Annotated in this window: 18 protein-coding genes and 2 pseudogenes; 8 read left to right on the forward strand and 12 right to left on the reverse strand. The window is 39.9% G+C overall.

Annotation, left to right across the window (positions count from 1 at the left end):
- Window positions 1-94 precede the first annotated feature (94 nt).
- The 4 genes and pseudogenes from ACQRBH_RS02890 to ACQRBH_RS02905 form a co-directional block, all read right to left on the reverse strand.
- Window positions 95-219, reverse strand: a pseudogene (locus ACQRBH_RS02890) (sporulation transcriptional regulator SpoIIID); the annotation flags it as partial.
- Window positions 220-271: 52 nt separating this feature from the next.
- Window positions 272-421, reverse strand: a complete 150-nt coding sequence (locus tag ACQRBH_RS02895; RefSeq protein ID WP_427760840.1) for a hypothetical protein — start codon at window positions 419-421, stop codon at window positions 272-274.
- A gap of 19 nt (window positions 422-440) precedes the next feature.
- Window positions 441-974, reverse strand: a complete 534-nt coding sequence (locus ACQRBH_RS02900; RefSeq protein ID WP_427760841.1) for a hypothetical protein — start codon at window positions 972-974, stop codon at window positions 441-443.
- A gap of 92 nt (window positions 975-1066) precedes the next feature.
- Window positions 1067-1723, reverse strand: a complete 657-nt coding sequence (locus ACQRBH_RS02905) for a hypothetical protein (protein ID WP_427744929.1) — start codon at window positions 1721-1723, stop codon at window positions 1067-1069.
- Window positions 1724-1944: 221 nt separating this feature from the next.
- On the opposite strand from ACQRBH_RS02905, the gene ACQRBH_RS02910 reads away from it, so the two are divergent.
- The gene (locus ACQRBH_RS02910; protein WP_427744931.1) at window positions 1945-2301 is read left to right on the forward strand and encodes a helix-turn-helix domain-containing protein; all 357 of its coding nucleotides are present in this window, start codon (window positions 1945-1947) and stop codon (window positions 2299-2301) included.
- 100 nt (window positions 2302-2401) lie between these two features.
- On the opposite strand, the gene ACQRBH_RS02915 is transcribed toward ACQRBH_RS02910, so the two are convergent.
- The 4 genes from ACQRBH_RS02915 to ACQRBH_RS02930 all read right to left on the reverse strand — a co-directional run bounded on the left by ACQRBH_RS02915 (window position 2402) and on the right by ACQRBH_RS02930 (window position 5127).
- Window positions 2402-2716: a DUF4230 domain-containing protein gene (locus ACQRBH_RS02915; RefSeq protein WP_427744932.1), complete on the reverse strand. Its 315-nt coding sequence runs from the start codon at window positions 2714-2716 to the stop codon at window positions 2402-2404.
- A 108-nt stretch (window positions 2717-2824) separates the two neighbouring features.
- Window positions 2825-3145, reverse strand: coding sequence for a MerR family transcriptional regulator (locus ACQRBH_RS02920; protein ID WP_427744933.1), 321 nt, complete (start codon window positions 3143-3145; stop codon window positions 2825-2827).
- A 204-nt stretch (window positions 3146-3349) separates the two neighbouring features.
- Window positions 3350-4702: a uracil-xanthine permease family protein gene (locus tag ACQRBH_RS02925; RefSeq protein ID WP_427760842.1), complete on the reverse strand. Its 1353-nt coding sequence runs from the start codon at window positions 4700-4702 to the stop codon at window positions 3350-3352.
- Between the two features lie 101 nt (window positions 4703-4803).
- Complete coding sequence (locus ACQRBH_RS02930; protein ID WP_427760889.1) at window positions 4804-5127, reverse strand: hypothetical protein; 324 nt, start codon at window positions 5125-5127, stop codon at window positions 4804-4806.
- Window positions 5128-5170: 43 nt separating this feature from the next.
- Between ACQRBH_RS02930 and ACQRBH_RS02935 the strand changes: the two are divergent.
- Window positions 5171-5314: pseudogene (locus ACQRBH_RS02935) on the forward strand (TraX family protein); the annotation flags it as partial.
- Here the strand turns inward: ACQRBH_RS02935 and ACQRBH_RS02940 are convergent.
- Window positions 5311-5670, reverse strand: a complete 360-nt coding sequence (locus ACQRBH_RS02940) for a winged helix-turn-helix transcriptional regulator (RefSeq protein ID WP_427760843.1) — start codon at window positions 5668-5670, stop codon at window positions 5311-5313. The pseudogene ACQRBH_RS02935 and the gene ACQRBH_RS02940 overlap by 4 nt on opposite strands.
- 153 nt (window positions 5671-5823) lie before the next feature.
- Here ACQRBH_RS02940 and ACQRBH_RS02945 point away from each other — a divergent pair, with 153 nt between their 5' ends.
- The 4 genes from ACQRBH_RS02945 to ACQRBH_RS02960 all read left to right on the forward strand — a co-directional run bounded on the left by ACQRBH_RS02945 (window position 5824) and on the right by ACQRBH_RS02960 (window position 8142).
- Complete coding sequence (locus tag ACQRBH_RS02945) at window positions 5824-6219, forward strand: pyridoxamine 5'-phosphate oxidase family protein (RefSeq protein ID WP_427760844.1); 396 nt, start codon at window positions 5824-5826, stop codon at window positions 6217-6219.
- A 94-nt stretch (window positions 6220-6313) separates the two neighbouring features.
- Entirely contained in the window at window positions 6314-7129 is an 816-nt protein-coding gene (locus tag ACQRBH_RS02950) for an SIR2 family NAD-dependent protein deacylase (RefSeq protein ID WP_427743470.1), read from the forward strand.
- A gap of 76 nt (window positions 7130-7205) precedes the next feature.
- Window positions 7206-7364 carry a hypothetical protein gene (locus ACQRBH_RS02955; RefSeq protein ID WP_427760845.1) on the forward strand — a complete coding sequence of 53 codons (159 nt, stop codon included), beginning with the start codon at window positions 7206-7208 and terminating at the stop codon, window positions 7362-7364.
- A 112-nt stretch (window positions 7365-7476) separates the two neighbouring features.
- Window positions 7477-8142 carry a nitroreductase family protein gene (locus ACQRBH_RS02960; protein ID WP_427743467.1) on the forward strand — a complete coding sequence of 222 codons (666 nt, stop codon included), beginning with the start codon at window positions 7477-7479 and terminating at the stop codon, window positions 8140-8142.
- Window positions 8143-8196: 54 nt separating this feature from the next.
- Here the strand turns inward: ACQRBH_RS02960 and ACQRBH_RS02965 are convergent, their stop codons facing one another.
- The 3 genes from ACQRBH_RS02965 to ACQRBH_RS02975 form a co-directional block, all read right to left on the reverse strand.
- Window positions 8197-9087, reverse strand: coding sequence for a quinate/shikimate dehydrogenase (locus ACQRBH_RS02965; RefSeq protein ID WP_427743477.1), 891 nt, complete (start codon window positions 9085-9087; stop codon window positions 8197-8199).
- A gap of 75 nt (window positions 9088-9162) precedes the next feature.
- Window positions 9163-11184, reverse strand: a complete 2022-nt coding sequence (locus ACQRBH_RS02970) for an FAD-dependent oxidoreductase (protein ID WP_427760846.1) — start codon at window positions 11182-11184, stop codon at window positions 9163-9165.
- A 122-nt stretch (window positions 11185-11306) separates the two neighbouring features.
- The gene (locus tag ACQRBH_RS02975) at window positions 11307-12191 is read right to left on the reverse strand and encodes a LysR family transcriptional regulator (RefSeq protein WP_427743465.1); all 885 of its coding nucleotides are present in this window, start codon (window positions 12189-12191) and stop codon (window positions 11307-11309) included.
- A gap of 243 nt (window positions 12192-12434) precedes the next feature.
- Between ACQRBH_RS02975 and ACQRBH_RS02980 the strand changes: the two genes are divergently transcribed.
- Entirely contained in the window at window positions 12435-13643 is a 1209-nt protein-coding gene (locus ACQRBH_RS02980) for an MFS transporter (RefSeq protein WP_427743463.1), read from the forward strand.
- A gap of 51 nt (window positions 13644-13694) precedes the next feature.
- Window positions 13695-14456 (forward strand): type I 3-dehydroquinate dehydratase, encoded by a 762-nt coding sequence (gene aroD, locus ACQRBH_RS02985; RefSeq protein ID WP_427743462.1) that lies wholly within the window; start codon window positions 13695-13697, stop codon window positions 14454-14456.
- Window positions 14457-14486 lie beyond the last annotated feature (30 nt).

Below are 14486 nucleotides of genomic sequence, written 5' to 3' on the forward strand. Positions count from 1 at the left end.
CCCCATATGCAAAAAGAGGAGGCATATCTGTAATGCTTCCTCCTTAATTGTTCATCTTCATTTTAACATACCACCCACACGAAACATTCTATTACGTTACATCCATATGTATGGTACTTTTGCTTACTCCAAATTTTTTGCAGTCTGCCTCACTGTCGCCTTATGTTCAATAATATAATATGCGATCTCTACTGCCCGTTCCTCAATATAATCTTTCATACCAAACCCCTACATTTATTGTTTTTACAATGTATGCAGGGAGTGGATATCATTATGCGGTAATTTCTTCATAACCGTTAGTATTTAACTGATTTCTTTCAATTCCTTTTAGCACAAAAATTGTTTGCAGCAAATCATATGGCAACACATAGTATTTACACTCATCCCCACGATATAATTTCTGCACATGCCATGCTGTCACACTATTTCCTCCATTTTCTTCAGTCTCCATCCCAAATACAATCTGGACGCATTTTTGCCAATGCAATCAGTTTATGTAATGGTCTAATCGCATTCGCTGCGGTTGGTGTCCAATAATTTTCTGTGTCGCCTTCGTCCACCTCGTACTCAACAATTTCTTCTCCATATGATTTTTGCTTTCCTGTTATTATTGCCAGATAATCTATCTCATTACCGTATTCATCTAAATATATTTTCTTACTGCGTTTTGATTTCATCCATACTCCGTCATTCTGATAATTATTCATGAGAACTGAAATCATCTCTTCAAGCACTGGAATGCTTTCAATACCTGACATACCATATATTTTTTCAATACCTTCTTCATAGCATTCATAGTAATAACAACTATAATTATAGGTTATATTCAACCATGCTTCCGTATTCATTGCTGGTGTAAAAGTGCCTGTTTCAGGATGATAATCAGCCTTATATGTACCGCCAATCATCAAGTGACCAGGTACTTTCGCTACTTTTTTGGTTACTGGATCCTTCAAATAAATGTCGTGACTCACCGTAAATTCCTCCTCGTGCAATTTATATTGACTATTCCATTTTGTTCCTATAAAATCAACTCAACAAACGAAGTTTACTACCGTGTAACAATTTATTGTTCAGGCGGGTTGCTCGTTTCTTTTTTACCTTTTTTATTTTCAAAAATTATATCTTGCAATTCGTGCTTCAACGTATTATAATTTGTTTCAGAAGAAGCGGGTTTCTGACCATCTGACCTTGTAGTCCAAGATGGGTATCTCGTTTCTTTTTTTATGTTCTGAATATCATATAAATATAGTTTTTCATCCGAAGAATATCGAACAATCAATACTGCCTGAAAAGTATTATATTCAATAATCTCTCCACTTTCAGTTGTTACTGGCAATGCAAAACGCGTGTTATATCGAAACCATCCTTTTCCAGCACGTTTCTTATGCTTATGATCAAAATCTTCTTTCCATCTTTTGCTTGTTGCAATTTCTATCATCTGAGGTATTCCTTGTGACATATTTGCCTTTACTTTTGGAAGCGCACCTACCAATTTTTTTGTATAGATAGAGTTGGCATATTCATCAGTAAATGTTCTATCTACATAAATCAAATCTTCCGTTTCTGCCACTTCAAATATTTTCCCCACATATCGTAGTAAATACTGTTCAACCTCATCCCATGGGATTGTTCTTTTCCCTTTAAAAATAACTTGTGGAATCACAACAACCTTATTACCATTTACATCTTTGGCTACAAGCACATTATTAAATTCATTCATTTGTTATCTATCCTTTCCCATTCCATCTTGAAGTCAATTTTTTGACATTAATTTTTTATCCCCTGTTTTCCATATAACTCACAAAATCTCGCATTTCCAGCGCCCGTTTATTCCATTGGTATATTCCATCGGTATAATTATTTTATATTATTCCAATGGTATATTCAAGGGAAATATGTTATACTTAATAAAAATCTATGATTGTTAAAGAGGAATGGACTATGAATACAACGACTTTAAACCGTGAACGATTAATTGAATGCAGAAAGAAATTAGGAATCACGAAACAACAGGCTGCTATCAGAATGCAGTTATCGCAGCCGGCATATTTACGCTATGAATCCGGCGAACGAACACCATCTATTCATGTGATTTATTATATGGCTCATGTTCTCGGAACATCTGCAGATTATCTTACCGGAAAAACAGATGACCCAAATCCTAGTAGTTATTTAATCAATGCAGACAATGAACCAGAACTGTTTTCTTTGATTGAAATATATCGTACCAGTGATTCCAATACAAAGGAACGAATATCATCGTATTTTCACAAACTCTCTGAGCCTAATCAAAATTAATACCATATGCAGTATTACACTTTATTCTCAGCAGTATCGAGGGCAAAAACCAGAAAAAGTAGAGATTACCACGTTGTTTTTGATAATCTCTACTAATTCATTATTGCCATTCAATTTTCACATCATACTCACCAGTTGGGCTTGCTAACATACCAGAAATGATAGTTTCAGCATTAATTCTAGCGATATCTAAAACCCCTTTTTCTACTGCTTGATCACTCATTTTTTCTTTCAAATCTTTTTGAGCATCATTTAAATCTTCTATGGTAATTGGGTTAAAGATATTATTTGATTCATCTAATTTTCGGAACGAATCGTTATCAATCTCTGCACCTGTAATTTCTACTTCAGGCAATTTTATAATAATTGTTCTTCCATCTTGTGCTTTTGTAAGATCTTTTATGCCAGCTTTCACAATACCGTCATATTATTGCAAATGCAATAACAACCAATATAACCATAATAATTGCTTTCTTTTTGTCTTTCATCTGACTTGCCTCTCTTTCTTAATATGTTTTCGTTTTTACAACCTGGCGATCATTTGATTTGCTTTCTCAATCAGCTCGTTTATTTCTGTCTTCTCTTTTCGCAATTTCTGCACTTGTTGTTCGAGAGCTGATTTTAGTACAACGTTTGGTGCATCAATGATGACTGTGATTTCCTTAATAGTAAAGCCCAACTGTTGACAAAACTTAATCTGTGCAATTCTCAATTTAGCAGTGTCATCATAAAGTAAATGGCCATACTTATTTCGCCCCGTCGCAGCCACTAATCCAGCTTTCTCATACCCTTGAATGGTTCTTCTAGACACCTCAAGTGTTTCACAAATTTCCCGCAACGTCATACAATTCATACCTTCCCTTTCCAGCCTATAACTGCACGTAGCGTGCAGTCAAAGACTTTTATTCGGAAGATCTGACTATATTTTTCAGTCTTCCATGAAAGGAAATGTTTTTCTCGCGAAAGATTTCTTACAAAAAAAATAGGTATTCACACTTCATAAAAATGAATGTAAATACCTATAACATCAAAATAAAAACAAATAATATTACTCACTTTCTATTTCCATGTCTTTTGGCAGCACCCAACTCAAAACAAGTGCAATTATGAAAACACCGGCAACCATATTGGAGCCAAAAATATCCCCGAAAATTGATGGCAATCCTGAGAAGAAGCCTTCCACCTGTGTTACGCCTACCCCTACACACAAAGAGGTGGCAACGATGATCATATTTCTATGATTAAATCCTACTTTTGCAATCATCTCGAATCCGGCAACAACGATAGAGCCAAACATAATGACGGTACATCCGCCGAGAACACAATCCGGCAGGGTCGATAAAAATGCGCCAATCGGAGGGAACAAGCCTCCAAGGATCAACAGCAATGCCCCAAACATGATCGTAAAACGATTGACCACTTTTGTCATTTTCAAAAGACCGACATTCTGGCTAAATGACGTAATTGGGGATACTCCAAAAACACCTCCGGCAATCGCTGACATAAATCCGTCCACAGCCAGAGATCCACTGATTTCCTCATCGGTGATATCTCTTCCAAGAGCACCTGTACATGCGGCCGTAGTATCTCCGATTGTTTCCACTGCAGACACTAAAAAGACGATAACGAACGAGATAATGATACCGATGTTAAATTTAGGTGCATAGGCAAACAACGAAGGAAAGGCAAACACTCCAAGTTGTGAAATCGTGGTACCCATTGCGGAAAAGTCTACCATTCCGAAACAAATGGCAACCATATATCCAACGATCAGACCGAATAATACATTCAGCTGCTTCAGTACGCCTTTGGCAAACACATGAAATGTCAGACAGGCAACCAATGTAATGGTACCGACCAGAAGATTTTGCCATGCCCCGATTTCATATTTTGCAGAACTGGCATAAGACGAAACGCCTACATTCAAAATACTAAGACCAATTGACGTAACTACACAGCCGGCAACGATAGGCTGTATCAATTTTCTCCAGTATTTTGCAGTAAGACCCAGGACACCTTCCAGACATCCGCCAACAATAATGCCACCGATCATATATCCGTAATCCTGGGAAGCCGATGCAAGACATGCAGCCAGAAAGGTAAAGCTTAACCCCATAACAATTGGCAGCCCGGATCCTATTTTCCAGATAGGATATAGCTGAATCAATGTACCGATCCCTGCCACAAGCATACAATTTTGAATCAATTGTGCCGTCTCTATCTGCGTAAATGCCTGTCCATTATATACCGCAACACCTGCAATAATAATTAACGGAGTCACATTTGCTACAAACATTGCTAATACATGCTGAAAGCCAAATGGAATTGCTTTTGCAACAGGAACTCGTCCCTCCAATCGGTAAATGTTATTGACATTTGCTGCATTTTTTTCTTTTGCCATTTTTGTTCTCCTCTTTTATTATGATTACAAGCAATTGCCTGTTTAAGCAAAGTATAACATCTACCTTTATACAATTCAATCTAAGCATAATACTTTCAGATTTATTCAATGTTTGCCGCTTTCCAGATAAGTACACAATCCTTTTCTGATCCCAGATATACTCGTTTCACGTTTTCCATCAATTTTTCTTCGTTATATCCATGAGCTCCATAATAGAACGAATTGCTATTGATATTATAGACAAAGTATGCGTTATCGTATTGATCTGTGTCAGGAAAAACGGCTCTCAACGTGGTAATATAAACCGTACTCTCGTCATTAGCATCATAGGTAATGTCAGCTGCCTGAAAAGAGCTGTTTCCAGTCATTTCAAGATGGAATCCTATGGATACATCTGATAGTGTTGAAACCTGGGTGATGTTCATCTTCTCTAATAATCACATATACCATTACCATACTTCCATGTATTCACAACCCTGGGCACTTTTGGGCTTTGGTCTGACGCTTACATATAATGGCGAACGTGGCAGACAGAATAAAATGCTTAGTTATTGGTTTTATCCTGTTCATTTACTCATCCTTGGAATACTGCGCCTTTACCTTGGTATCTAGCACAATTCATCCTTTTTCTTTTGATATTCTTCTCCCCACACCCACATGGCATCCAGAACCGGTTTCAGACTATAACCAAGTTCTGTCAGTGTATATTCTACGCGAGGCGGCACTTCTGCATATACTTTCCGAGTCAGCAGACCACTTGCTTCCATTTGTCTTAACTGCGCTGTCAAAACTTTTTGTGTTACATGACCAATTGATTTTTTTAATTCTCCAAAACGTTTTGTCCCTGGCATCAGATCTCGAAGAATCAATACCTTCCATTTATCTCCGATAAGTGATAACGTTGTCTCGACAGGACAAGCTGGTAACTCTTTCGCCGGAACAGCGGCTATCGTCTTAATATCCTCCATTGTATCTCCTCCTTGTATATTCCATTAGTATCTTTTTAGTAACTATAGTACAATATTGTGCTTACTTTACGATTAGATATTACGGTCTTATTATATACATAGCAAAAGAATAAAACAACTTTTCTAACACAAAACTTAATGGAGGTATTCAAGATGAAAAAAGTAACTGAATTTTTAAACGCAAACCCTGTACAGTATCTGGCAACGATCGGACGTGACGGAAAAGCAAAATGTCGCCCGTTCATGTTCTGTCTGGAGCAGGATGGAAAGCTCTGGTTCTGCACTAACAGCACTAAGGAAGTCTACAAGGATATGCAGGAACATCCTTTTGTAGAAGTTTCTGTCTCCAGCCCAGAATATGCCTGGATCCGTCTTCACGGCAAAGCCGTATTTGAGAACAATATGGCAATAAAAGAAGCCTGCCTGAATAACCCTATTGTAAAAAGCCAGTATCAGACTGCTGACAACCCAATTTTTGAGGTATTTTATCTGGAAGATGCACACGGTGTAATTGCTGATTTCTCCGGTAATCCTCCGTATGAATTTTAAAATTCTCACTCATTTTATTAAGAGAAACCAACTAAAGACATTGATCAGGCAGTGGATTTTGGATTAGAATGAATAAAAAAGCGAGGTTAAGACGATGATCGAACAATTAAAACAGAAACTGGAACGCGCAGATGCTATATTGATCGGTGCAGGCGCAGGGCTTTCCACTGCCGCTGGTCTGACCTACAGTGGAGCGCGCTTTGAACAGTATTTTTCAGATTTTCAACAGAAATACGGGATTACAGATATATATTCCGGTGGGTTTTATCCCTTTGACACTCTGGAAGAATACTGGGCATGGTGGAGCCGTCACATCTATTATAATCGTTATGTGAATGCACCTGTTCCAGTCTACCAAAAACTACTTAACCTCATAAAAGATAAGAATTATTTTATATTGACCACCAATGTAGACCATCAGTTTCAGCGTGCAGGCTTTGACAAAGCCCGTCTTTTTTACACACAGGGAGATTATGGTCTCTGGCAATGCTCCAAAGCCTGTCACGCGAAAACTTATGATAACGAAGATACGGTCAGACAGATGCTTATCAGACAGCATGATATGATGATCCCTTCGGAACTGATTCCTTACTGTCCTGTATGCGGCGCACCCATGACCATGAACCTGCGCTGTGATGATTCTTTTGTACAGGATAAAGGATGGTATAAAGCCGCCAGACACTATGAAGATTTTCTTCAAAAATACAGGCACGGGAACATCCTGTATCTGGAACTTGGAGTCGGGAACAACACTCCAGGCATCATCAAATATCCCTTCTGGCGTATGACAGCCCAGAATCCAAAAGCTACCTATATCAGTATTAATCATGGAGAGGCCATATGTCCGAAACAGATTGAAACTCAAAGTATATGTATCAATGAAGATATTGGATTCGCGCTTTCGTCTTGATTTTCTTTACCAATGAACTTTTCCTCCGAAAATATGGTATAGTGGTTTAAGTGATTAATCGAAGGAGGTATGTCCCTTGTCCGCATATAATGACGATATCGTACATCTGGCAGAGGAATTCGAAAGCTGCCGAAAGATTTTACTTGCTCTTGGAGATGAAAACCGCCAGCATATTATGCTGGAAATGATGAAGATGGGGCAATGCAATTCTGAAGACGCATCGCGAAGGAACTAAGAATTATTATTATATTGATGCGGATATGGATGCAATGAATCGACTGATTCATATGTTAGAACATGCCAAAGAAGTCATGAATCACGCAGAACGCAGAACGGAGGACTGAGATATGAATTTAACAGAAGCCATGAACGAACGTCACAGTGTTCGTCAATACTACAATAAACCGATAGAAGCAGATATTCTCTCTGAACTGCAGACAGAGATTACTGCCTGCAATAAGGAAAGCGGAATGCATATTCAGCTTATAGCCAATGAACCAAAAGCTTTTGACGGCTTTATGGCACATTACGGGAAATTTAGCGGAGTCACCAACTATATTGCCATCATTGGAAAGAAATCAGCCGACCTTGATGAAAAGGCCGGCTATTATGGAGAGCGTCTTGTTCTGAAAGCACAGCAGTTAGGGTTGAATACCTGTTGGGTCGCAATGACTTACAGTAAAATCAAGACTGCTTATTCCATTGCTCCTGGCGAAAAGCTGTGTATTGTGATTTCCCTTGGTTACGGCAAGAACCAGGGTGTGCCACACAAATCCAAATCCTTTGATGCTGTAACACAGGTCGACGGACCAGTTCCAGACTGGTTCCGAAAAGGCATAGAAGCCGCTCTTCTTGCACCTACTGCTATGAACCAGCAGAAATTCAAGTTCTATTTGGATGGCGACACGGTAAGTGCCAAGGCAGGAATGGGATTCTACAGTAAAATAGATCTCGGCATCGTAAAATACCATTTTGAAATCGGGGCAGGTAAAGAAAACTTTCACTGGAATTAAAAAATAACATCAGGTTTACCCTGATGTTATTTTTATGGAGGGATATTCTTATGATTAGATTCCTAATTGCTCTTTCATGTATTCTACATCAGTGGATTTCCCGGTGTAGAGCTCAATGGCAATCAATGCCTGAAAGAGCATCATACTCATTCCGTTATATACTCTTGTACAACCAGCTTCTTTTGCCTGCTTCATCATGACTGTCTCGCGTGGAGCATATACCGTATCGGTTACGATCAGATCCGGGCGGAAGAAGGATGTATCTGGAATATTTGAGAGGTCTTCCAACGGATGCATTCCTACTCCTGTCGCATCGCAGAAAATATCTGCTTCCTGCATTTTTTCTTTCAGAAGATCCAGATCTGCAAGATCATTCATGGTTGCTTTACATTCTGTGTTATGATTGATCTTTTCAACAATCTCTTCTCCACGAGCGTAGAATTTATCTTTAATATTGAAGATGTGAAGTTCTGCAATTCCATCCAATGCTCCCCGAACAGCAATGGCTGTAGCAGCTCCTCCCGTTCCAATCAGAACCATCTTCATTCCCTTAAAGTCAATTCCTTCTTCTTTGATTCCCCGCCAGTATCCCATACCGTCAGTGTTATATCCTTTTAATCTTCCCGTAACCTGCCCATTTTCATCACGCATATTTACAACGGTATTGATGGCTCCACAGAGCTGTGCTGCTTCGTCAACTTCTTCCAGGTATTTGTGAACGACTGTTTTATTTGGCATGGAGATGTTAGATCCAAGCATCTTTAACGCACGGATACTGTTTACTGCTGCCTCCAGAGAATCGTTATCTACTTCAAAAGCAAGCTGAATCACATCGTCGCCATTCTTGTCATATGCAAGATTGTGTGTCGTAGGTGACTGTGTATGACGAATCGGATAAGCCATCAATCCAACTAGTTCTGTATGTCCTGTTATATTTGGCATGATTATTACCTCTTTTCTCTCTGTTTACCTTTATTGAATTTACTTTTTTATCTATTTTTTATTTCTATTTCAAAGATTCTACTTTATCTCATCCAGGTCTAATAATCCTTTGAACTCGAGTACATTCAAGATCGCACGGCCGTCCATGGTTCCTTCCATAATGCGGCGAGCACGAACAGAATCTCCGATTTGGTATATATAAGTATCTGTATCGGCAAATGCTTCTTCTAATTCTGCAAGGAGTGGATTATTTGCTCTCATTCCCAGACAGTTAAATCCAAGGTCAAATTCCAGTTCTTTAATCTCGCCTTCTGGAGTCTTTACAACAAAGGCATTTTCTTTTACTTCCTGGAGTGCTGTATTCACGTACTCTTTCACACCGTATTTGTCATGGGTCTCACGCATCGAACACTTTGTAATCGGATCCGCAATCATACCAATCTGCGGAAGCATGTCAACGATAGCACATTCTGCTCCCCGTGGTGCAAAGTATTCAATCACATCAAGTCCTACAGATCCTCCGCCCATAACAACAACTTTCTTCCCTTTGCAGAAGTCATCTGGGTACTTCCCTGCATTCAGGTTATTGATCATATCAAAGATGGTCGCTACATTGCCGGCTGCAATATTCTCTCTTAGGCCTGGGATTGGTGGAACCAATGGTACAGAACCTGTCGCGTTTACAACGATATCCGGCTTAAAGTTCTTAATCTTATCAATGGTAGCTTCTGTATTTAAGAACATGTATAAGTTCGGCAGTTTCTCAGCACGTTTTTCCAGATATCTTGGGAAGTCTTTCATACGCGTCTTGCTTGGAAGGTCGGAAATAAATGTAGATAATCCTCCAACATGATCTTTCTTCTCCAGTACGAATACATTACATCCGACTTCTGCTGCTGTACATGCAGCTTCAAGACCTGCAGTACCTGCGCCGACTACAACTACATTACAGTTTTTCTTAACTCTTAATTTCTTATAGATATCTCCTTCCGGAACTGCAGGATTGACTGTACAGCGAATCGGACGATTCACACCGATACGGTTTCCGGCACATCCGACGTTACAGGAGATGCATTTTCGTATCATATCATCTTCACCTTTCTGGACTTTTACTACCCAGTCCGGATCCGCGATCAATCCACGTCCCATACCGACGAGATCTACATCTCCGCTTTCGAGGACTTTCTCTACAACCTCTGGGTCACGGTAGTTTCCGGCATTGATGACAGGTTTGCCAAACTTTTCTTTGACAGCTCTTGCCTGATAAGAACGCCATCCATCCGGCAGATAGTTCGAATCAATCTGATACTGAAGAGATGGATTCAGGCCGCAGGATACATCATACATATCCACAAATTCATCCAGATACTGAAGATATTCCAGAGTATCCTCTAACGTATTTCCTTCAGGTACACGCTCTTCTGCTGAGATACGTACAATAATTGGGAACCAGGGTCCGACCTGCTTACGTACTTCTTCTAAGACCATGCGTGGAAAACGCAGGCGGTTCTCTACAGATCCTCCGAATTCATCGGTTCTCTTATTATAATATGGGGAAATAAACTGGCTCATCAGATATGAGTGTCCGCAGTGAATCTCTACAGCATCAAACCCGATTGCCTGCACTCTCTTTGCAGCTTCCCCATATTTCTTTACAGTTGTAAGAATCTCTTCTTTTGTCATTGGACGAGGAATCTCTCCACCAACTTTTGTTGGAATATTGGAAGAGGATACCGTCTCCATTCCGGTTCTTGCAGAAGAAGCAGATGCACCTGCATGGTTAATCTGAATCGCAACTGTCGCACCATTCTTATGAAGGTTCTCAACCAGCTGGTAGTAACGTGGCATAAAACTGTCATGATCAATACGAATCTGACTTGTTCCATTGGAACCAACAGGATATTCTACATTGGCATTCTCTAAGATGATCAGGCCAACTCCGCCTTTTGCACGCAAGGAATAATAATTCATATGACGGTTACTCATCTCACCGCTTGTCTCCCCATAATTAGTTCCCATCGGAGTCATGGCGATACGATTACGGATCGTCATTCTTTTTACTGTTAAAGGTTCAAATATCTTAGGATAATTTGTTTTCATGAATCCCTCTCCTTATCATTATTTGTGAAAGGCATCTCTTCTGTTTGTGACGACTTCATTATAATCCCGCAAACCAATAACGTAAAATACATTTTATGTCAATTATCAATACATTAAAGCTATCATTCCAATGATAGCGCCTTCTGCTTCATATATTCGATAAATCTTTCTACGGCCGGCAGCTGATAACGATCCCGCATCCAGAACATGAAAGTGTGATGCATTAATTCAATATCATCAAATCTATGAATATTAACACGATTCTCATTGATCTCCTCAATTGCCGGAACAAGTGCAATTCCAAAATCTTCACTCACCAAAGCCACAATGGAATGTTCATCCGGGCACTCCACCACAATATTGGGCGCAAATGCCAGCCTTCGATATAGCTGCTTCGTGTAATTTCCAAGCCAGGATTCCCGGTCATATCCGATCACCGGATAATTTCGGAGTTCCTGGATAGAGACTTTTTTATGAGATTCTAATTCATGCCCTTTTGGTGTAATCAGTACCATTTCTTCTGATAATACAGGAAAGAACTCAAATTCCTCTTTATCTATATATCCGCCGAAGCCGACATCCAGCTCACCAGATCTGACCTTTTTTGCAATCGCACTCGTATGATTCTGAAAAAAGTTAAATGTAACATTCTTATTTTCTTTTTTATTAAGAAAATCTCTGACGTTATGAGGAATATAGTGACTTGCAAGCGGAAATACATAACCAATATCAATCTTTCCTCCGTCGCTTGCCATTTCCTTCATCTTATTCTTCGCAATCTCACATTCATCAATAATCCGGTCCGCATATTCCAAAAATAGTTTTCCACCTTTTGTCAGATTGACCCCTCTTCCATTTTTTTCAAAAAGCAAGACCCCAAGCTCGCTTTCTAAAGACGCAATGGAACGGCTCAAGGATGGCTGAGAGATATAAAGTTCCTCTGCTGCCTTTCGATAATTTTCATATCTGGCAACCGTCTGAAAATAATAGATCTGATTAAGTGTCATACGCACCTCCTACTATAGATTTTTTCTATCGCGCCAATGTATTTATAATTTTTTCTTCTATAATTATAACATTTCAATAGCCTGAATGCATCAATTTCTGCACATATTAGTATTGGAAATTCTGTACATACATTGATAAAATATAAACAACAAATCGTTAGTTTTTTAACGATAGAGTGCTGCATTTCTTATGTTTGTGACAGAATACTAAGAAAACAAAACACAAAAAGGAGAACATTACCAATGAACAAAAAGTATTTACCAAGTGCACTGATTCTGTACCTGAACTATTTTATCCATGGTGTCGGCTGTTCGATTCTGGGACAGGCTGTCATTAAAGATGCTCTGGCAGCAAGCTGGGGCGTAGAAGCAATGGCAATCACAGCAATCTCTGCCGCATTAGGTCTTGGGCGACTGATTGCTCTTCCATTCGCCGGTCCTCTTTCTGACAAGTTAGGACGCCGCATTTCCTGTGTAATCGGAGGTGCCTCTTACGCAATCTACTTAATCGGTCTTGCACTTGCTTTTAATGCAGGAGCAAATGGCGGTTACCAGATTGCTTACATCTGCGCAATCCTCGGCGGTATTGCCAATTCATTCCTTGATACTGGTATCTACCCGGCTGTTGCTGAAGTATTCTACTCTGCACCTGGTGTTGCAACGATGGGAATCAAGTTTTTTATCGCTATCTCTCAGATGCTGCTTCCATTCGTGCTCGGTATTGCCGTAACAACATCTGCTTCCGGTCTTGTATCTTATAATCCATTATTCATTGGTTGTGGTATCTGCTACATTGTATTAGTGATTCTGATTCTCTTTGCACCTCTTCCGGATGCAGATGCAAAGAAGGAGAAAAAGGAAGGCTTACTGGAAAGCCTGAAGAAAACACATTTCTCCATCGAATCCGTTGCCATGATCCTGATTGGATTCACCTGCACTGGTACCTTCCAGTTATGGCTGAACTGTGCACAGAATTTTGCCAAAGAAGTGGTAGGCTGGGCTGATCCTTCTATCATGCAGACCTACTACTCCATGGGAACGATGCTCGCACTGATCGTAACTGCACTTTTGACACGTAAGATTAAAGATGTCCGCTTCATTATGGTCTATCCGGCAATCTGTCTTGCAACCATGATCTTGGTACTCATGGGCAAGTCACAGACACTTTGCATCGCTGGTGCATTCGTAATCGGATGGGCAGGAGCAGGCGGACTTCTTCAGATTGCAACTTCTGTATGTAATATGCTCTTCCCGAAGATCAAAGGTACGGTAACTGCATTAGTTATGATCGCATCTTCACTCTGTAACTATACAATCTTAACAGCAGCTTCAAAGATGAGTCCGTCTGGCGTTATGACGATGAACATCATTCTTACCGCAATCGGCGTACTTCTTGGAGTATTTGTAAACCTGCGCTATGCAAAAATGGTGGAACTTGCATCAGCCGAATAATTTCATTATAATAATGTACAACTTATACATGTAAAAAGAAAGGACAATCCTATGAATACAGTTCGTGTTAGAGATATTGAAATCGGTGCCGGCGTCCCGAAAATATGTGTACCAATCGTCGGAGTAACCAAAGAAGACATCATCGCGGAAGCAAAGACATTTGACTCTATTCCTGTTGATGTTGTAGAGTGGCGTGTTGACTGGTTCGAAGGTGTATTTGACTTTGATCAGGTACTCGATGTATTGAAAGACTTAAGAGATGCTCTGGGAAATACACCGATCCTGATGACATTCCGTACTTCCAAGGAAGGTGGCGAAAAGGCAATTGAGGATGCAGCTTATGCACAGTTAAATATTAAAGCTGCCCAGTCAGGATATGTTGACCTGATCGATGTTGAAGTATTCACCGGTGATGAGATCGTAAAAGAGATTATTGAAGGTGCTCATGCTGCAGGTGTGAAGGTTGTGGCATCCAACCATGATTTCTTCAAAACTCCTGATAAGGACGATATCATAGGCCGCCTTAGAAAAATGCAGGATCTGGGCGCTGATATTCCAAAAATCGCTGTAATGCCTCAGAATAAAAAGGATGTACTTACACTTCTTGCCGCAACAGAGGAAATGGCATCCGAATATGCTGACAGACCGATCATTACCATGTCCATGGCAGGTACCGGTGTAATCAGTCGTCTCTGCGGTGAAGTATTCGGTTCTGCACTGACTTTTGGTGCTGCAAAGAAAGCTTCCGCTCCAGGACAGATGGGCGTGAATGATTTAAGCACTGTTCTTGAATTACTTCATAACGCATTATAAAAATCAGAAAAAATCCTGACTATTGCCTGG

This window comes from Bariatricus sp. SGI.161, from assembly GCF_050313695.1.
GTDB lineage: Bacteria > Bacillota > Clostridia > Lachnospirales > Lachnospiraceae > JAFBIX01.